General features: G+C 53.5%; 11 protein-coding genes, 1 tRNA gene and 2 rRNA genes. 12 read left to right on the plus strand and 2 right to left on the minus strand.

Translation table 11 applies throughout. The features are described from left to right. Positions 1-36 precede the first annotated feature (36 nt). From ligA to MKX63_RS07700, 5 genes are all read left to right on the plus strand, one after another. Entirely contained in the window at positions 37-2,049 is a 2,013-nt protein-coding gene (gene ligA, locus MKX63_RS07680; RefSeq protein WP_341016344.1) for an NAD-dependent DNA ligase LigA, read from the plus strand. 194 nt (positions 2,050-2,243) lie between these two features. Next, positions 2,244-3,965, plus strand: a complete 1,722-nt coding sequence (locus MKX63_RS07685) for an alkaline phosphatase (RefSeq protein ID WP_445323517.1) — start codon at positions 2,244-2,246, stop codon at positions 3,963-3,965. 12 nt (positions 3,966-3,977) lie between these two features. Further along, positions 3,978-4,703: an ABC transporter ATP-binding protein gene (locus MKX63_RS07690; RefSeq protein ID WP_341016346.1), complete on the plus strand. Its 726-nt coding sequence runs from the start codon at positions 3,978-3,980 to the stop codon at positions 4,701-4,703. After that, positions 4,700-5,944, plus strand: coding sequence for an ABC transporter permease (locus tag MKX63_RS07695; RefSeq protein ID WP_341016347.1), 1,245 nt, complete (start codon positions 4,700-4,702; stop codon positions 5,942-5,944). The genes MKX63_RS07690 and MKX63_RS07695 overlap by 4 nt, the downstream gene beginning before the upstream one ends. Positions 5,945-5,957: 13 nt before the next feature. Continuing rightward, positions 5,958-6,857, plus strand: a complete 900-nt coding sequence (locus MKX63_RS07700; RefSeq protein WP_341016349.1) for a hypothetical protein — start codon at positions 5,958-5,960, stop codon at positions 6,855-6,857. Between the two features lie 83 nt (positions 6,858-6,940). On the opposite strand, the gene MKX63_RS07705 is transcribed toward MKX63_RS07700, so the two are convergent. Further along, positions 6,941-8,185 (minus strand): molybdopterin-dependent oxidoreductase, encoded by a 1,245-nt coding sequence (locus tag MKX63_RS07705; protein WP_341016350.1) that lies wholly within the window; start codon positions 8,183-8,185, stop codon positions 6,941-6,943. A gap of 183 nt (positions 8,186-8,368) precedes the next feature. Here MKX63_RS07705 and MKX63_RS07710 point away from each other — a divergent pair, with 183 nt between their 5' ends. The 4 genes from MKX63_RS07710 to MKX63_RS07725 all read left to right on the plus strand — a co-directional run bounded on the left by MKX63_RS07710 (position 8,369) and on the right by MKX63_RS07725 (position 12,772). Further along, positions 8,369-9,076 (plus strand): response regulator transcription factor, encoded by a 708-nt coding sequence (locus tag MKX63_RS07710; protein WP_341018564.1) that lies wholly within the window; start codon positions 8,369-8,371, stop codon positions 9,074-9,076. Between the two features lie 18 nt (positions 9,077-9,094). Beyond that, on the plus strand, positions 9,095-10,201 hold the full coding sequence (locus MKX63_RS07715; protein WP_341016352.1) for a sensor histidine kinase: 1,107 nt from the start codon (positions 9,095-9,097) through the stop codon (positions 10,199-10,201). Positions 10,202-10,304: 103 nt separating this feature from the next. After that, on the plus strand, positions 10,305-10,934 hold the full coding sequence (locus tag MKX63_RS07720; RefSeq protein WP_341016354.1) for a hypothetical protein: 630 nt from the start codon (positions 10,305-10,307) through the stop codon (positions 10,932-10,934). A 92-nt stretch (positions 10,935-11,026) separates the two neighbouring features. Next, positions 11,027-12,772: a transglycosylase domain-containing protein gene (locus tag MKX63_RS07725; RefSeq protein ID WP_341016355.1), complete on the plus strand. Its 1,746-nt coding sequence runs from the start codon at positions 11,027-11,029 to the stop codon at positions 12,770-12,772. Between the two features lie 10 nt (positions 12,773-12,782). Here MKX63_RS07725 and MKX63_RS07730 read toward each other — a convergent pair whose 3' ends face one another. Next, a complete protein-coding gene (locus MKX63_RS07730; protein ID WP_341016356.1) occupies positions 12,783-14,033 on the minus strand; it encodes an MFS transporter in 1,251 nt (416 codons plus the stop codon). A 492-nt stretch (positions 14,034-14,525) separates the two neighbouring features. Here MKX63_RS07730 and MKX63_RS07735 point away from each other — a divergent pair. From MKX63_RS07735 to MKX63_RS07745, 3 genes are all read left to right on the plus strand, one after another. Next, positions 14,526-16,086: ribosomal RNA gene (locus MKX63_RS07735) — 16S ribosomal RNA — on the plus strand. Between the two features lie 127 nt (positions 16,087-16,213). Next, a tRNA-Ala gene (locus tag MKX63_RS07740) sits at positions 16,214-16,289 on the plus strand. Between the two features lie 167 nt (positions 16,290-16,456). Next, a 23S ribosomal RNA gene (locus tag MKX63_RS07745) occupies positions 16,457-19,502 on the plus strand. The 16S and 23S rRNA genes sit together here with 1 tRNA gene alongside, the layout of an rRNA operon. The last annotated feature ends 8 nt before the right edge of the window (positions 19,503-19,510 follow it).

Genomic DNA, 19,510 nt, shown 5'->3' on the forward strand with positions numbered 1-19,510 from the left:
ACCGTAGGAAACCCATTTGACGGAGGGATGTGCCGGATGGATATTATGTTCACGATGGAAGAGCTTGTTGCCGAGCTGAATCAATACAATTATCACTACTATACGCTGGATGCCCCGCAGATCAGCGACAAGGAATACGATGTACTCTACGATAAGCTGGTAGCACTGGAAGCGGAGAGCGGAATTGTATTGCCGCATTCCCCGACCCAGCGGGTAGGCGGGGAGCTGCTGAAGGGCTTCACACCGCACCGCCATCTGGCACCGCTGTGGAGTCTGGATAAGGCGCAGAATATTGAACAGCTTCGTACCTGGAACACCCGTGTGCTGAAGCTGGTGAATGATTATAATACCAAGAACCCGGACAATCCGCTGCCGGAGCCGTGTTATGCCGTGGAGCTGAAGTTCGACGGCTTGACGCTGAACCTGACCTATCGTGACGGGGCGCTTGTACAAGCAGCTACCCGCGGCAACGGGGTGACAGGCGAGGGGATTCTGGCCCAGGTGAAGACGATTAAGTCCGTTCCGCTGAATATCCCGTTCAAGGAAGGCGTTATTGAAGTGCAGGGCGAGGGAATTATGAACCTGTCTGTACTGGCGGATTATAATACCCGCGCAGCAGAGCCGCTGAAGAATGCACGCAATGGTGCGGCGGGCGCGCTGCGCAACCTGAATCCCAAGATGACTGCCGACCGCAGGCTGAATGCTTTCTTTTATAATGTGGGGTATGCAGAGGGCGTGCAGTTTGGCGATCATCAGGAGATGATGGATTTCCTGCGCAGCAACCGGTTCAAGGTTAACCCTTACCTCAACTACTTCAGCAATTTCGATGATGTAACCGAGCAGCTGGCCGAGATTGAAGAGAGCCGTTCCGGTCTGGATTATCTGATTGACGGAGCAGTGATTAAGGTCACGGACTTCCGCATCCGTGAGGCGCTGGGCTATACCGACAAGTTCCCGCGCTGGGCGGTTGCCTATAAATTCGAGGCGGAAGAGACCACAACCATTCTGGAATCTGTAAGCTGGAATGTCGGACGCACCGGCAAAGTGACTCCGCTCGCGCGGGTGGAGGCTGTAGAACTAGCCGGGGTTACGGTGCAGAACTGCACCCTTAACAATGTGGGCGATATTGAGCGCAAGAATCTGAAGTTTGCACTGGGCACACGGGTGTTCATCCGCCGCTCCAATGATGTCATCCCGGAGATTCTGAGCAAGGTGACAGAAGAGAGTGACGGCGGGGAGATTCTATTCCCTGAGGAGTGCCCGGCCTGCGGGTTCCCGCTGGAGATGCGCGGCGCTCATCTGTTCTGCAACAACAAGCTTGACTGCAAGCCGCAGATTGTCAGCCGGATTACCCATTTCGCGTCCAGAGATGCGATGGATATTGAGACGTTCAGTGAGAAGACGGCCGCTCAGCTGCATGAGGAGCTTAGTGTACGGGAGCCTGCGGATCTGTATGAGCTAACCTTCGACCAGCTGGTGAAGCTGGAGCGGTTCGGAGAGAAGAAGGCGGCGAATCTGCTGAAGGCACTCGAAGACAGCAAAGGCAGAGATCTGGCATCCTTCCTCTATGCGCTCGGCATTCCTAATACCGGCAAAGCCACAACAAGAATGCTGGCCGACCATTACCGCAGCCTGGAAGCCGTTATGTCTGCTACAGCGGAGGAGCTGGCCGGGCTGCCGGATATCGGGGGGATAGTGGCGGAGAGCATCGTGAACTATTTTGCCGACCCGTTCGTAGTGGTAAGCATCGACCGTATGCGGGCGCTGGGCGTAGAGGCCAAGGCTCCAGAAGCTCCGCGTGTAATTGCTACCAACTCTTACTTCAGCGGTTTAACTGTTGTACTCACAGGTACGCTGCACAAAATGACCCGCGAAGAAGCCGCCGAACGCCTGGAAGCTCTGGGAGCCAAGGTATCCGGCAGCGTCTCCAAGAAGACTGACCTCGTCATCGCCGGGGAGAAGGCGGGCAGCAAGCTGGCCAAGGCCCAGCAGCTCGGTATTCAGGTCATTGAGGATGAAGATGAGCTGATCCGGCTGCTGGAGCTGTAAGTTGGGAACGATCGACGGATAGAGTAGTTATACGGAGTCCTGTACTTCCTTTGCCTAACGGCAGCGGGGGGACAGGGCTTTTTATATATGAACACTTGATAATTTAATACAACTCCATACTTATTTTGACAGTTAGTTAATCTTTCCAAGGTAAGCTTGGGATTAGAACCGTCACAATGAGGAAGGGGTATATGATGAACAAGTTAATGAGGGGCATGATTGTTGGAGGATTGGCGGCAGCTGTAGTATCAGGAGCAACCCTTGCAGGTGCGGCCAAGAGCCCGGCTAATTCCGGGGGCGCTGCCAAGGCCCAGTCTAAGAATCTAATCGTTCTGATCGGCGACGGCATGGGCCCGGCCCAAGTGTCGGCGGCAAGATATTTTCAGCAATATACCAAGGGTGTCAAGCACCTGAACCTCGATCCATACTACGTGGGACAAGCTACTACATATGCAGACCGGGGAGAGGACAGCGGTAAAATCGTATCCGGGATCGTCACAGACTCCGCCTCAGCCGGTACGGCATTTGCTACGGGCCATAAAACTTATAACGCGGGCATCAGTGTCTCTAATGAGGATGTATCCAAGCCGTTTGCTTCTATAATCGAAGCTGCGGAGAGCGCGGGCAAGGCCACCGGTCTTGTGACCACTGCCCGTATCACCCATGCCACACCAGCCGTATACGCATCCCATGTCCGTAACCGTGACAATGAATCGGCGATTGCCTCGCAGTATCTGGAGAGCGGTGTAGATGTGCTTATGGGCGGCGGGAAGCAGTTCTTCCTGACCAAGGATGAGAAGGGCAAACGTACGGATAAGAACCTGCTGCCTGACTTCAAAGCCAAAGGGTACACGGTTGTTGAGAATACCACAGCCTTAAATGCGCTCACTTCCAAGAATACCAAGGTGTTAGGCTTGTTCGGTAACTCCCATGTGGCGTACACTCCAGACCGCACTCCGGAAATTCCGAGCCTCTCGGCGATGACCTCCAAGGCCCTGAATATTCTGTCCACCGACAAAGACGGCTTCGTTATGATGATTGAAGGCGGGCGTATCGACCATGCCGGTCATGCCAACGATCTGCCGACCCTCGTGCAGGAAGCGCTCGACTTCGACGCAGCCTTCAAGACAGCCGTTGATTTTGCGAAGAAAAATGGAAATACCTCCGTGGTCGTTACGGCTGACCATGAGACAGGCGGCCTTTCCCTCTCGCGTGATAATATCTATGAGATCAACATCGATCTGTGGAACAAGCAGAAGCATTCCTCCGAGAGTCTGGCAGCCGATCTTGAAGCCGCACAGACACCGGAAGAGATCCGCAAGATCGTAACGGCAAACACCTGGATTACAGATCTGACGGATGAGGAAGTTACCCAGATTATGAATGGCGACGGTTCTTCCTACAAACGTGAAGGCGCATATAATGCAGTGATTTCCAAGCGCTTGCTGGTCGGCTGGTCGGGTCATGGACACTCTGCGGTGGATGTTGGGGTATGGGCGTATGGCCCGATTGCGGACAAGGTGAAGGGACAGATCGATAATACGCAGATCGCCACTATGGGAGCAGGAATACTGGGACTGGATCTGAACAAGCGTTCCGCCGAGCTGCAGTCGAAATATGTCTATCCGAAGTTCAAAATCAGCCGCGACAATGAAGTGCTCTACCCGGCACAGGCTCTGGTGAAGGCGCTTGGAGGAACCTATACAGGAAGCACTTCTGCTGCAAAGCTTACTATTGGAAAGAATACGATTGAAGTCGATCTGACCGGTAAAACAGCGAAGCTGAACAGCAAAGCGGCTGCATACACGGTGGATGTCGATAACAATGTACTCTACCTTCCGCTTAGTGCTTTCAACCAGTTGAAGGGCACGACCTTAACCTGGGATGCCTTGTCCGAGCGGATTGTCCTCAGATAGGAGTGGCACTTATTGCTCCAGATTCAGAATGTAACCAAACAATTCAAAGTGGACGGCAGAGCTGTGCCGATTCTTGATATCCCGCTTTGGAAGGTTGAAAAGGGAGAGCGCGTAGCCATTACCGGACCCAGCGGGTCCGGTAAAAGCACACTTTTGCACCTGATCAGCGGCATCATGCGTGCAGACAGCGGCAGAATTACTGTAGATGGACAACCGCTTCACGAGTTAACTGAGGCGAAACGCGATGCCTTCCGTGCTTCTGCTGTCGGCTATGTGCTGCAGGACTTCCATCTGATTCCCTCGCTGACCGCACGGCAGAATGTCGAGATTGCCATGACGGCCCGGCTTCCGCACAAGGATCGGCGGCGCATAGTGGACGGCTGGCTGGAGCAGGTGGGCCTGGAGGACCGCGGAAGGCAGCTGCCTTCCCAGCTCTCACGCGGGCAGCAGCAGCGCGTTGCCATTGTAAGGGCCATGGTCAATCACCCGCCGCTTCTGCTGGCAGATGAACCGACAGGCAGCTTGGACTGGGAGACTGCCGATGAGATATCCTCTTTGCTTTTGGAGCTTAGCGCAGCGCATGGACACACCTTAATCGTGGTAACCCATGATCTCAATATGGCTGAACGGTTTCCGCGCCGCTTAAACATTCAAGATATCAATGAAGTACGCCGGGAGGTATTCCCCCGGCAGCGGTCTTCGTTCAGCGGGATAGACAAGGAGGGGATTTCACTATGAGCCTGTTCCGGCTCACCCTCCGCAATGTGCTGCACCGGCGGTTCCTGTCTCTGCTTACCGTGTGCGCCGTGGCGATTACAGTTGCCTTTATTGTCTTACTTGTTCTATCCCGTCAGAGTGTTGAGCAGGGGGCCAAGAAAGGCTATGGGCCCTTTGATCTTGTCATAGGAGCAGCGGGCAGTGAGACACAGCTGGTGCTCAATACCTTTTATCATATCGGCGCACCAACCGGGAATATCCCGCTCGCTGTACTGGATGAGGCACGGCGTGACCCGTCTGTGGAAGCCGCTTATGCAATGACCACGGGCGACAACTACAAGGGCTATCCAATTGTCGGGGTAGATTCCGGGTACTTCTTCACCCGCTACGGCGGCAGCAGACTACAGGAAGGCAAGATGTATGCCGATACTGGCGATACGATTGTAGGAGCTTATGTCGCCCGGTCTCTGGGACTGAAGGTAGGCGATACCTTTGCGGGGGCGCATGGACTTGTGCAGGGAGAAGACCATGAATCCGCAGCGGCTGAGCACGAAGAGGGTTATGAGGAAGAACATGAATCCGCAGAGTCAGGCAGGCATGCCCATGAGGATTTTCGGTACAGGGTAGCGGGTATTCTTCCAGAACTCCATACTCCTGATGACCGTGCGGTCTTTACAACGGTGGACTATGCCTGGGCTGTACACGGTCTGGCGCCTGAGGAGCGGGAGATTACGGCAGTGCTGGTTAAGCCGGCTAGTCTGCTGGGGGCTCATGATTTGAAGCAGGCGTTCGATGGCAGCAGCGGTGTTCAGGCGGTGTATACCAGCAAGGCTGTGTCCGATGTGTTGAATGCAGTGGATCAGGGCTCACGCCTGCTTGGAATGCTGACGTCCATATGTGTGCTGCTCGCAGGTATTGCGATTCTATTATCTCTTGTTGCAGCAGCCTCAGAGCGGACCAAGGATGTTGGAATACTGCGTCTTCTCGGAAAATCAAGGGCTTACGTATGGCTCTCCCTGACCACAGAAGGCCTGCTGGTGACTGCAACCGGACTCATCGCGGGGCTTGTAATCGGTCATCTAGGCGCTTATCTGCTAAGGGATATGCTCTTCTCGCAGGCGGGCATTCAAATTGAGCCCTACCACTGGACACCGGAGCATTGGCTTATTGTCTTTGGGGCGCTGGCTATCGGCCTGCTGTCCTCGCTTGGACCAGCCTTCCGGATGTACCGGATGCATCCGCTTGCCTTGTTCAAATCATAGGAGGTACGTTCAATTGATACGACTACAAGGAAGAAAGCTTCTGCTGGCGGGAGCTGTGACAGGTATGCTGCTGCTTCAGGCATGTGGCCAGAATGCTGCTACCGAAGGCAACGGAGAATCCTTTGCAGCAGTGGCGGAAGCTCCGCAGAGCACTGCGGAAGTCCCGGCGGAAGCACAGATATCCGCCGCCCCTTCCCCGCAGGCCAATGCTCCAGTTGCCAAGGGCGGAGCTGCGGCATCCGCTGCTCCATCCAAAGGTGGGGATGCCGTCCCTAAGGTGACGGTTACGTCCAAGCCGTCTCCCGCTCCAACTGCTGCACCTGTACGAACGGCTACCCGGCAGCCTTCCGGGAAGACTGTAACTACTCCCCCGAGTCCCTCCGCCTCTTCTTCTGTACAAAGCCCCCGCCCAGCGGCAGCGCCTAAGGGTAATGAAGGGAGCAGCGCTGGAGCAGAGCCCGTTAAGTCTGATCCAGCTCCGGCGTTAAGCCCGTCTCTATCCCCTACAGCTGTAGCGGCTAGGCCAGCTACGTCAGGGACTTCTTCCACAGGAAATACAGCCATAGACTGGAACGGTTTTTTTGACGGAGACGATCAGACCCGGCCCTCAGAGCACTTCTGGGACCTCAGCGGACAGCAGGTCACTATTAAGGGGTTCATGGGTGAGGTGCTTTCTTTTGAGAAAAACTGGTTTCTGCTTATTCCCGAACCGGGTGCAGAGTGTCCGTTCGATAATGGGGATGAGACCTACTGGAACAAGATTATGATCGTGTTTGTTCCTGAAGGCAGTAAGCTCCGCCACACCTCAGGTCCGCTGGAAATATCGGGGCGCCTGGATGTCGGCATCAAGATTGACGAGTCCGGCTACAAAACCATGTTCCGCCTGTACGATGCTTCCTTCAGAAGCCTGTAATCTATCATGCAAGCACAAAAAACCTCCAAATCCCTAATTGGGAGCGGAGGTTTTTAAAATTTAAATAGAAGGTGGATGCTACATTATACCCGCTTCGCACCCGGCAGCCAGGCATCCTTATCGTACCCCCGCTGTTCCCAGTACCCGACATAATCTTCATTGATTAACTCAATCCGGTTCAGCCATTTGACTGATTTATAGGCATACATTTGCGGAGTAACGAGACGAACCGGCCCGCCAAGCTGATTGGGGATAGGTTTGCCATCGTGCATCACGGCCACCATGATATCGTCCATCCTCGCCTGATCCAGAGTGAGTGAGTCCGTATAGACACCGTCGCCCGAGTAGAACTTGACCATGACGGCCCCAGGCTGCACACCGGCCATATCGAGCAGCTTCGAGAGGGGGAGGCCCTCCCATGTATTTTTGTACACAGACCAGCCGGTCACGCAGTGAAAATCACTGACCTGCACCTCGCGCTGCAGCTTGACGAACTCTTCCCAGTTCCAGCTCAGCTTCTTATCCACCAGGCCATCAATAGTAAAAGACCAGTTGGAGTTATCAAACGCAGGAATGGCCGTGACCGTATATACGCGAAAGCTGCCCTCGGCTCCCCCGCCGATAGGAGGTGCAGATTCCGCCAGCGGAACAGGGTCAGGAATCAATGCATTGGCATTGGTAGCCGCATAGTCGGCTGCACCCGGAAACTGCAGGGATTTACCGATCCAGCGGACAAAAGTTGGACCGAGCGTGACAGCAAGCCCTGCGCCTACCGCAACCTTGATGAAACCACGGCGTGAATACATAGGCTGGGCTTCAGAAGGAGCCCCAGGCTGCGCCCGTCCAGCTTCTGCCACAATCGTGCGCTTCTTGGGCTCCTTCAGCCACTTCACCCGGGTAATGGAGTGATAGATGATGACTGGAAGGCCAACCCAGGTCAGCAGATCATGGATGAATAACGCAGTATTCGCTGCTCTCGGCCCGGCAAGCCTGAATTGCCAGAGCACAACCCCTGAGATCAGCCAGCCGGTCAAAAGCGTCAGCACGAAGAGGACGTTGGCCTTTTGCGCAGGTTTACCCTTGAGCCGTTTCCAGTGCTTCGCCGCCAGGAGCAGATAATAGACCACAGGGATCAACAGCGCCAGACCGAACACGATATGGGCCCATTTCAGCCACACTCTGCCTTCACCCAGCAGCTCTCTCCAGAAGCCGCCCACCAGCATCAGACCGCTAACGGCAAGGATTAAGACCAGCCAGGCATTCCACAAGTGAATCGAGACGAGCTTCTTTCCGTAACCCTTGCGGATGCCGGTCAATATTTTTTTCACCTGCAGCCCCTCCCGTTGATGAATAAGTGTCCAACATCATTATTAATTTAAGTTTTAACTAATTGTACCGCAAAAAAACACCGCTGAATAATATTACCCCGATTAAGCCCGGCCGTATGGTTGCCTTCGCTGAACTTTTTCTTATAGACTAATGGAAAGAGCTGAGGAAAGGATTAAATGCCCGTGAACCAAGAAACGATACTGCTGGTGGATGATGAAGTGGAGATTGTGGAACTGCTGGATATCTATTTTCGCAATGAGGGGTACCGGCTGCTTAAGGCATTTGACGGAAGGGAGGCCCTTGAATGCCTTGGCAAGGAAGAGGTGGATCTCATTATACTGGATGTGATGATGCCACACATGGATGGGATTGCCGCCTGCATGAAGATTCGTGAAGAACGCAACATGCCGATTATTATGCTCTCCGCCAAGAATGCCGATATGGACAAAATCCTTGGACTCAGCATCGGTGCAGACGATTATGTGGGCAAGCCGTTTAATCCGCTGGAACTGGTGGCGCGGGCCAAATCGCAGCTGCGCCGTTACCATAAATTGAATCGCGGCACTTCTGCCAGAACGAATGAGCATGAACTGATCTTTGAAGATTTGCTGATAGATACACTTCGGCATGAGGTAAGTGTGGACAATCGCAAGGTGAAGCTGACACCCCGCGAGTTTTCTATCCTGGAACTTCTGGCGCGGCATCAGGGACAGGTGCTCAGTATGGAGCAGATTTATCTGAAAGTGTGGAACGAGCCTTTTCTGGATGGCGGCAACACCGTGATGGTGCATGTCCGCAATATCCGCGACAAAATCGAGCTGAACGCAAAGCAGCCCCGTTATGTGCAGACCGTATGGGGTATTGGCTACAAACTGGATCATCCATCCTGAAAGCTGAGGGGAACTGTATTGAACACCAAATATATAAGCACCATCCGCTGGAAGTTTATCTGGGCCTTTGTGCTGAGTATTTTGTCGGGGGGAGCTCTGCTTTTGGCTGGTTATCGGCTGGTCAATTCCTTAGTTTATCTGAATCCGGAGGAGCCTTCTGCGCTGTACTCGCTTACTTTGAAATGGATCATCAACCATATCGGCTCAGCGCCGCTCATGACTGCTGTCGGGATTGCCAGCTTCCTGATTTTCTTCTTCATCTATACGCGTAAAATCGTCTCGTACCTCGAAGAGATCACCAGCGGTATCCAGCAGATCACGAAGCTTGATGAATCGCACCGGATTGAGGTTCGAACGTCGGACGAGCTGGGGGTACTTGCAGAGAACATCAACATTATGTCTGAGCGGCTACAGCATTCGCTGCTGGAAGAACGCAAGGCTGTTGAGTCTAAAAACGAGCTGATTACCGGTGTATCACATGATCTCCGCACGCCGTTGACCTCAGTGCTTGGGTTTTTAGAATATATTGAGCAGGACCGCTGCCGGGAAGAGACGGAGATACGTTACTATGTAGGGATTGCCTATCAGAAGTCATTGGTGCTGCGCAAGCTGATAGACGACTTGTTTGAATACACGCGGGTTAACAGCAGCAGACTGCCGTTAGTGCTCGAGCGGCTCGATCTCAAAGCATTTATGCGCCAGCTTGCGGAGGAATCGGTTCCGGCACTGACCCGTGAAGGCATGACTTATGAACTGCAGGATGATACCGAATCGCTGTGGATTGAAGCGGCTCCTTATGAATTGGTACGTGCGTATGAGAATCTGATTGCCAATGCGATCCGGTACGGGAAGGACGGGAAACGGCTTGAGATTGGACTCAGCCGTGAAGGTAACGATGCAGTTGTGCGGATCAGCAATTTCGGCGAGATGATTGCGGAGGGGGATCTTCCACATATTTTTGAGCGGTTCTACCGGGCGGAGCGTTCCAGATCGCAGATTACCGGGGGATCGGGATTGGGTCTGGCGATTGCCAAGGGAATTGTGGAAAGGCATCATGGGGAGATTACGGCTCACAGCACCAGAACCCGGACTGACTTTGTTACCCGATTTCCGGTATCCTCCTGACAATCTTCAGTATTTCTTAAGAAGTGGCAATGGTGTTTCTTAAGATTTAGCCGATATCCTTGGGCTATGGGATGAGACCCGGGGAGGCAGGAGAACTTGGCTGATGTCAAAAATACACACGATCCGCACACTTTACCTCTACATATTCTGCGGTAGCGCTCTGCTTAGTGCATTGCTGTTGCTGCTTATGCGGGGGATTTTTACTATGCTCTATTCCTGGTATACGCCGGAATCGACTGCGCTGTTTGTCCGTTTCATGCATTGGGTCATCAATCATATCGGCGCAAGACCGGCGGCTGTCATGATGTTCACCGCCCTATGTGCAGGGCTGTTCCTGCTCCGTTCACACAAAGCAGCCAACGATACCACAGCGCTGCTTCGCGCCGCAGAACAACTGGCGGTTAACGGCTCCTGTGAGCTTACGGACCTTGAGGTGCAATCGGGTGGGGAATTCCGACGGCTGGCCGCTAGTCTGCGCCGGATTCATCAGGCCGGATTGCGGCCGGCAGCGGCCCCTGCACCGCAAATACAAATGCCGGAGCCGGATGCACAAGAGTTCATAGCGCTTATTTTGCGGACGAGGGCGTTGATCCGCACGTTGGAACAGACAGTGGCGGAGTCAGAGGAAGCGGTCAATATTATCCCCAGTGGAGTTCTGCAGCATCTGGTAATGGCTAAGCACGAGGCGCTCGGACTGGAAAAGCTTCTGGAGAATTGGACTCGGCAGGTATGAGAACAGGACGGAGATCGCTGCTGCGTATTTGCTATGCCGTTTTTGATCTAACAGTCATCCTTGCTATTCTCATGCTAGCAGGAATGATCTATATGAGTCAGTATGGAAAGCTGATGCTGGACCGTTATCCGGAGAAAATGATTTTACCGGAATCAAGCGTCATTATGGCCTCTGACGGAACAGTGCTGCGGAGAATACCGCTGCCTGAAACGGGCTATCGAAGCAAAGCAGGACTAGGAGAAATGCCGCAGCTGCTCATAGATACTTTCATTGCTGTAGAGGACCGCCGTTTTTACAGCCATAAAGGTCTGGACTACCAGGGAATAGCCCGTGCATTAGTCAACAATACCGTACATATGGGGGTATCGGAGGGCGGAAGCAGCATCACTCAGCAGCTGGCAAGGGGGTTGTATCTGAACCGGGAGCAGAATCTGCTGCGTAAGCTGAACGAGGCCTCAATAGCGTTGGCGCTGGAGAAGCAGTTATCGAAGGAAGAGATTTTGCAGCTGTATCTTAATCAAATTTATATGGGACAAGGGCAATATGGGGTGAAATCTGCAGCGGAGCGTTATTATGGTATAACTGATCTGAAGCAGTTGGAGATTGGACAGATCGCGACACTGGCGGCTATTCCCAAAGGGCCTTCCATCTATAACCCGGCAGACAACATTGAATTGTCAGCAGGCAGACGGGATCTGGTCTTGCGGATAATGCAGCAGCACAAGCTGATAACAACCGGGCAGATGACGGCAGCAATGAAGAGCACCTACGTACCTCCGGTTAAGGATAAGACTGAGATAGTCGGGGCGTCCTATATGGATGCGGCAATTCAGGAAGCGATGCGGCAGACAGGATTATCGCAAAAGGAGTTAAGCACAGGCGGATATACACTGGTGACGGGCATGAATATTGAGGCGCAGCGGGCTATGGAGCGGGCCTTCTCACAGGAAGAGGCATTTCCGCCGGATGGCAAAAACCAGCGAGCAGAAGCAGCCATGGTCATCATGGACCAGCGGACCGGTGAAGTGGCCGCACTGTTGGGCGGGCGAAGCCCGCGTACTGGCGGTCTGAACAGAGCCGTAACGCCTTCCCGGCAGCCAGGCTCCGCGCTCAAGCCCATTATAGATTATGGGCCGGCGCTGGAGAGCGGCAAGTATACGCCGGACAGTCTCCTGCCTGACATTAAAACAGCCTATGGCAGCTACAGACCCGCTAACCTGAACGGAGTATACCGTGGGCAGGTGAGCATGAGGGTAGCCCTGCAGCAGTCCATCAATGCCCCTGCGGTATGGCTGCTGCATCAGGTGGGGGTCAGCTACGCCCGCGGGTTTGCTGCCAAGCTGGGGGTAGAACTCGGGGTAGAGGACAATCATCTGGCTATTGCCCTTGGAGGTCTGCATGGCGGCGTCTCCCCGCTCACGATGGCCCAGGCATACACTGTCTTTGCGAATGGAGGCATTCTTAACAAGGCATATCTGGTACGTAGTATCAGGGATACGCAGGACCGGGTAGTTTACTCGCATGTCTCTGCGCCGCAGCAGGTCATTTCGGCGCGAACCGCAGCGGATTTGACCGGAATGCTCCGTCAGGCGGTGAGTGAAGGGACGGGCAAACGGGCGCGAATGGAGGTTACGGTCGCCGGTAAGACAGGAACCACGCAGTTGGATCTGCCGGGAGTTCCCGGCAAAGCCAACCGGGATCTATGGTTTGTAGGCTATACCCCCAGATGGACCGCAGCGGTATGGATGGGCTTCGACCACTCTGATCCGGACAACTATATGACTGCCGGCAGCGGGCTTGCGGCTGCTATGTTCTCCAAGGTTCTTTCGATGCTATGAATAGTTGTGCTTATTCGGCAGCCCATTCCTCCAGCTTCTTGTCACCGGGCAGCAGCAGAGCCAAGAGGCCGAGCAGGGGCAGGAAGCCGCAGGCTACGAACACTGTGGCGATTCCAATCGTGTCGATCAGATGCCCAATCACGACAGAACCAATTCCGCCAAGCCCGAACGCAAGGCCGGTAATCAGACCCGAGACCGTCCCGATATTGCCCGGATACAGCATCTGTGCGTAGATCACAGTGACGGAGAAGCTGGACAGCAGAATGAACCCGGAGATGATCAGCAGCACGGCTGCCCAGAACTGGTTCACAAAAGGCAGGGCCAGCGCAAACGGTACCGTCCCGATCATCGACACCAGGATGAGATTGCGGCGGCCGAAGCGGTCTGCAAGCGGGCCCCCGAAGAAAGTGCCGACAGCACCGGCAGCGAGATAGATGAAGATATAGATCTGTGCCTTATCCAGTGTCATCCCGTATTTGTCCATTAAATAGAAGGCATAATACCCGCCGATGGAGGCGCCGTACCAGGACCGCACGAATACGATGAAGACCAGAATAACCGTTGTAATCAGAATGCGTTTGCTGCGGGCAGGGTCGATGGAGCGGGCTGCCGACTTTTTGCGGAAGGTGTATCCGGCATCCAGCATCTCCCGGTACCAGCGGGCCACATAGGCTTGGATGGCGACTCCGGCCGCAGCGATAACGGTGAAGCCGAGCGCACCCATCTGACCGAAGGGAATGAATACCCACTTCATTAATAGAGGACCCAAGGCCTGACCGGCGTTGCCGCCCACCTGAAATATGGATTGCGACAGCCCCTTGCGCTGACCGGCAGCCATATGAGCCACGCGCATGCCTTCCGGATGGAACGCAGCTGATCCGAAGCCCACCAGCATTACGGACACAATCACTAATACATAATTACCGGCAAAAGCGAGCAGGAACACTCCGGCAAAGGTGCAGCACATCCCCAGCGGCAGCAGAATCGGACGCGGCTTACGGTCAGCAGCGAAGCCAATAATAGGCTGAATTACCGAGGAGGTGAGATTCAGCGCGAATGCTATCCAGCCGATCTGGGTATAGGAGAGCACCAGATTATCTTTCAGTACAGGGAACATCGCCGGAATCAATGCCTGAATGGAATCGTTGAATAAATGAACAAAGCTGACAGCGAGCAAAATGCGGTAGATGGTAGCCTGCTGCAGATTGCGTGATTCCCCCAGAGGGCCGGGTGGAGCTTGAGGCAGAGTCTTGTTGGACATTTGAACTCCTTTCAGAATAGCTAATAAGTTAGTTATCTATGGATATGAAGATAAATTCTATTGTAGCGACAAATGAAGTATTATGGGAATCAATTTGTGCAGGGCTGCGGTGAACTATTCATAATTAACTCAAAAAAAAGGGAGGCTAATCTTCATTTGAAAAAAAGCTTGCAAAGGCTTGGAGCGCGTGATATATTATCTCTTGTGCTTATGAGACATCGACGCTGAATGGAGCGGCGGAAGAAAAATAAGTTGACAACAAACGTAATAAAATGATATGATCTAATTCCTGTGCAAGAGACATAAAGTTGATATGCCGGGAGCAAGTTCTTTGAAAACTGAACAAATGGAACGCTTTAATTTTTACAAGATTCATTCAATGAATCGTCAGTTTCAAAATGAGCAATCGCTCTTTCTATACTGCAAACTCTTCATCTGCTCAGCTGAGCTGGACCGAAGAGTTTGCAGGTGACGCTTACTTCGTAAGCGTCCTAATTGGAGAGTTTGATCCTGGCTCAGGACGAACGCTGGCGGCGTGCCTAATACATGCAAGTCGAGCGGAGTTTGAGAGGAAGCTTGCTTCCTTTCAAACTTAGCGGCGGACGGGTGAGTAACACGTAGGCAACCTGCCCTCAAGCCTGGGATAACTACCGGAAACGGTAGCTAATACCGGATAATTTCTTTCTTCTCCTGAGGAGAGAATGAAAGGCGGAGCAATCTGCTGCTTGGGGATGGGCCTGCGGCGCATTAGCTAGTTGGTGGGGTAACGGCCCACCAAGGCGACGATGCGTAGCCGACCTGAGAGGGTGAACGGCCACACTGGGACTGAGACACGGCCCAGACTCCTACGGGAGGCAGCAGTAGGGAATCTTCCGCAATGGGCGCAAGCCTGACGGAGCAACGCCGCGTGAGTGATGAAGGTTTTCGGATCGTAAAGCTCTGTTGCCAGGGAAGAACGTCCGGTAGAGTAACTGCTGCCGGAGTGACGGTACCTGAGAAGAAAGCCCCGGCTAACTACGTGCCAGCAGCCGCGGTAATACGTAGGGGGCAAGCGTTGTCCGGAATTATTGGGCGTAAAGCGCGCGCAGGCGGTTATTTAAGTCTGGTGTTTAAACCTTGGGCTCAACCTGAGGTCGCACTGGAAACTGGGTGACTTGAGTACAGAAGAGGAAAGTGGAATTCCACGTGTAGCGGTGAAATGCGTAGATATGTGGAGGAACACCAGTGGCGAAGGCGACTTTCTGGGCTGTAACTGACGCTGAGGCGCGAAAGCGTGGGGAGCAAACAGGATTAGATACCCTGGTAGTCCACGCCGTAAACGATGAGTGCTAGGTGTTAGGGGTTTCGATACCCTTGGTGCCGAAGTTAACACAGTAAGCACTCCGCCTGGGGAGTACGGTCGCAAGACTGAAACTCAAAGGAATTGACGGGGACCCGCACAAGCAGTGGAGTATGTGGTTTAATTCGAAGCAACGCGAAGAACCTTACCAGGTCTTGACATCCAACTAACGAAGCAGAGATGCATCAGGTGCCCTTCGGGGAAAGTTGAGACAGGTGGTGCATGGTTGTCGTCAGCTCGTGTCGTGAGATGTTGGGTTAAGTCCCGCAACGAGCGCAACCCTTGACTTTAGTTGCCAGCAGGTTGAGCTGGGCACTCTAGAGTGACTGCCGGTGACAAACCGGAGGAAGGTGGGGATGACGTCAAATCATCATGCCCCTTATGACCTGGGCTACACACGTACTACAATGGCCGGTACAACGGGAAGCGAAGCCGCGAGGTGGAGCCAATCCCAGCAAAGCCGGTCTCAGTTCGGATTGCAGGCTGCAACTCGCCTGCATGAAGTCGGAATTGCTAGTAATCGCGGATCAGCATGCCGCGGTGAATACGTTCCCGGGTCTTGTACACACCGCCCGTCACACCACGAGAGTTTACAACACCCGAAGTCGGTGGGGTAACCCGCAAGGGAGCCAGCCGCCGAAGGTGGGGTAGATGATTGGGGTGAAGTCGTAACAAGGTAGCCGTATCGGAAGGTGCGGCTGGATCACCTCCTTTCTATGGAGAATCGTCACCTGCAATGGTGACATTCAAATAAAAGTCTTCAGGAAGCTTACTTCCTGAAGCAGGCTTTACTTTGTAAAGCCTTGAGCGTTTCCATTTGTTCGGTTTTGATGGAATTTGCGGGGCCATAGCTCAGCTGGGAGAGCGCCTGCCTTGCAAGCAGGAGGTCAGCGGTTCGATCCCGCTTGGCTCCACCAACAAACTTCATCTATTTGTATGTCTAAAATATTGGATACAACTTGATCCTTGAAAACTGGATACCGAAACGAATTTGCGTTTTAGAACATTCCTTTAAGCTGAACTTGTGTAAACAAGTTTCAATATTTTAGTGATGCTAAGTGATTTTCCTAACGGAAAACACATTGGTTAAGCTACTAAGAGCACACGGAGGATGCCTAGGCGCCAGGAGCCGACGAAGGACGTGGCGAACAACGAAACTGCCTCGGGGAGCTGTAAGCAAGCTTTGATCCGGGGGTGTCCGAATGGGGAAACCCAGCTGTGGTAATTCGCAGTTACTCGTATCTGAATACATAGGATACGCAGAGGCAGACCAGGGGAACTGAAACATCTAAGTACCCTGAGGAAGAGAAAACAATAGTGATTCCGTCAGTAGCGGCGAGCGAACGCGGAACAGCCTAAACCAAGGGGCTTGCCCCTTGGGGTTGTGGGACGTCTCACATGGAGTTACAAAGGAATACGGTAGGCGAAGAGGTCTGGAAAGGCCCGCGATAGAGGTAAAAGCCCTGTAGCCGAAATGGTATTCTCTCCGAGACGGATCCCGAGTAGTGCGGGGCACGTGAAACCCCGTATGAATCCAGCAGGACCATCTGCTAAGGCTAAATACTACCTGGCGACCGATAGTGAAACAGTACCGTGAGGGAAAGGTGAAAAGCACCCCGGAAGGGGAGTGAAATAGAACCTGAAACCGTGTGCTTACAAAAAGTCAGAGTCCTCTTTATGGATGATGGCGTGCCTTTTGTAGAATGAACCGGCGAGTTACGTTTAACATGCAAGGTTAAGGTGAGAAGCCGGAGCCGCAGCGAAAGCGAGTCTGAATAGGGCGACTGAGTATGTGGACGTAGACCCGAAACCGTGTGATCTACCCCTGTCCAGGGTGAAGGTGCGGTAACACGCACTGGAGGCCCGAACCCACGCATGTTGAAAAATGCGGGGATGAGGTGGGGGTAGCGGAGAAATTCCAATCGAACTCGGAGATAGCTGGTTCTCCCCGAAATAGCTTTAGGGCTAGCCTCGGTGAATGGAGTGGTGGAGGTAGAGCACTGATTGGGTGCGGGGCCCGCAAGGGTTACCAAGCTCAGTCAAACTCCGAATGCCATTACCTTCTTGCCGGGAGTCAGACAGTGAGTGCTAAGATCCATTGTCAAAAGGGAAACAGCCCAGACCATCAGCTAAGGTCCCCAAGTGTGTGTTAAGTGGGAAAGGATGTGGAGTTGCACAGACAACCAGGATGTTGGCTTAGAAGCAGCCACCATTGAAAGAGTGCGTAATAGCTCACTGGTCGAGTGACTCTGCGCCGAAAATGTAACGGGGCTAAACACACCACCGAAGCTATGGCTAGGATCGACTTCACTGCGCCTTTGAGGCGTGTTTATCCAGATTGACATTGATGCCGTGAAATATCCGAAGGGATGAATGGCTAAATGCTCTCAGGGGATAAACACAGACTTCGAAGCTGGAGTGAAGTCGATCCTGGGGTAGGGGAGCGTTGTATGTGGGTTGAAGGTGTACCGTAAGGAGCGCTGGACAGCATACAAGTGAGAATGCCGGTATGAGTAACGAAAAGATCAGTGAGAATCTGATCCGCCGAAAGCCCAAGGTTTCCTGAGGAAGGCTCGTCCGCTCAGGGTAAGTCGGGACCTAAGGCGAGGCCGACAGGCGTAGTCGAAGGACAACAGTTTGAAATTACTGTACCACCGTAATCCGCTATGAGCGATGGGGTGACGCAGGAGGGTAGTGACGCGGACTGATGGATGTCCGTCTAAGCAGTGAGGCTGGTGTGTAGGCAAATCCGCACACCGTAAGGCTGGGCTGTGATGGGGAGCGAAAATTACAGTAGCGAAGGTCATGATCTCACACTGCCAAGAAAAGCCTCTAGCCAGGAGAAGGTGCCCGTACCGCAAACCGACACAGGTAGGCGAGAAGAGAATTCTAAGGCGCGCGGAAGAACTCTCGTTAAGGAACTCGGCAAAATGACCCCGTAACTTCGGGAGAAGGGGTGCCTCGGTAGGGTGAATAGCCCGAGGGGGCCGCAGTGAAAAGGCCCAAGCGACTGTTTAGCAAAAACACAGGTCTGTGCGAAGCCGTAAGGCGAAGTATACGGGCTGACGCCTGCCCGGTGCTGGAAGGTTAAGGGGAGCGGTTAGGAGCAATCCGAAGCTGTGAACCGAAGCCCCAGTAAACGGCGGCCGTAACTATAACGGTCCTAAGGTAGCGAAATTCCTTGTCAGGTAAATTCTGACCCGCACGAATGGCGTAACGACTTGGGCGCTGTCTCAACGAGAGATCCGGTGAAATTTTAATACCTGTGAAGATGCAGGTTACCCGCGACAAGACGGAAAGACCCCATGGAGCTTTACTGCAGCTTGATATTGAATTTGGGTACGATCTGTACAGGATAGGTGGGAGCCGTAGAAAAGAGAGCGCAAGCTTTCTTGGAGGCGCCGTTGGGATACCACCCTGATCGTATCTAGGTTCTAACCTGGTACCCTAAGCGGGTACGGGGACCGTGTCAGGCGGGCAGTTTGACTGGGGCGGTCGCCTCCTAAAGAGTAACGGAGGCGTTCAAAGGTTCCCTCAGAATGGTTGGAAATCATTCGCAGAGTGCAAAGGCATAAGGGAGCTTGACTGCGAGACCTACAAGTCGAGCAGGGACGAAAGTCGGACTTAGTGATCCGGTGGTACCGCATGGAAGGGCCATCGCTCAACGGATAAAAGCTACCCTGGGGATAACAGGCTTATCTCCCCCAAGAGTCCACATCGACGGGGAGGTTTGGCACCTCGATGTCGGCTCATCGCATCCTGGGGCTGAAGTAGGTCCCAAGGGTTGGGCTGTTCGCCCATTAAAGCGGTACGCGAGCTGGGTTCAGAACGTCGTGAGACAGTTCGGTCCCTATCTGTCGTGGGCGCAGGAAATTTGAGAGGAGCTGTCCTTAGTACGAGAGGACCGGGATGGACGTACCGCTGGTGCATCAGTTGTTCCGCCAGGAGCATGGCTGAGTAGCTACGTACGGACGGGATAAGCGCTGAAAGCATCTAAGCGTGAAGCCCCCCTCAAGATGAGATTTCCCAGTATGTAAGACCCCTTGAAGACGACGAGGTAGATAGGTTGGAGGTGGAAGTGCAGCAATGCATGGAGCTGACCAATACTAATCGGTCGAGGGCTTATCCAAAAAACTAC

Source organism: Paenibacillus sp. FSL R7-0179, from assembly GCF_038002265.1.
Classification (GTDB): domain Bacteria; phylum Bacillota; class Bacilli; order Paenibacillales; family Paenibacillaceae; genus Paenibacillus_AQ.

Coding starts and splice junctions, on each gene's coding strand:
- ligA (WP_341016344.1), top strand. CDS start 37: ATGGATATTATGTTCACGATGGAAGAGCTTGTTGCCGAGCTGAATCAA.
- MKX63_RS07685 (WP_445323517.1), top strand. CDS start 2,244: ATGAACAAGTTAATGAGGGGCATGATTGTTGGAGGATTGGCGGCAGCT.
- MKX63_RS07695 (WP_341016347.1), top strand. CDS start 4,700: ATGAGCCTGTTCCGGCTCACCCTCCGCAATGTGCTGCACCGGCGGTTC.
- MKX63_RS07720 (WP_341016354.1), top strand. CDS start 10,305: ATGTCAAAAATACACACGATCCGCACACTTTACCTCTACATATTCTGC.
- MKX63_RS07725 (WP_341016355.1), top strand. CDS start 11,027: ATGAGTCAGTATGGAAAGCTGATGCTGGACCGTTATCCGGAGAAAATG.
- MKX63_RS07730 (WP_341016356.1), bottom strand. CDS start 14,033: ATGTCCAACAAGACTCTGCCTCAAGCTCCACCCGGCCCTCTGGGGGAA.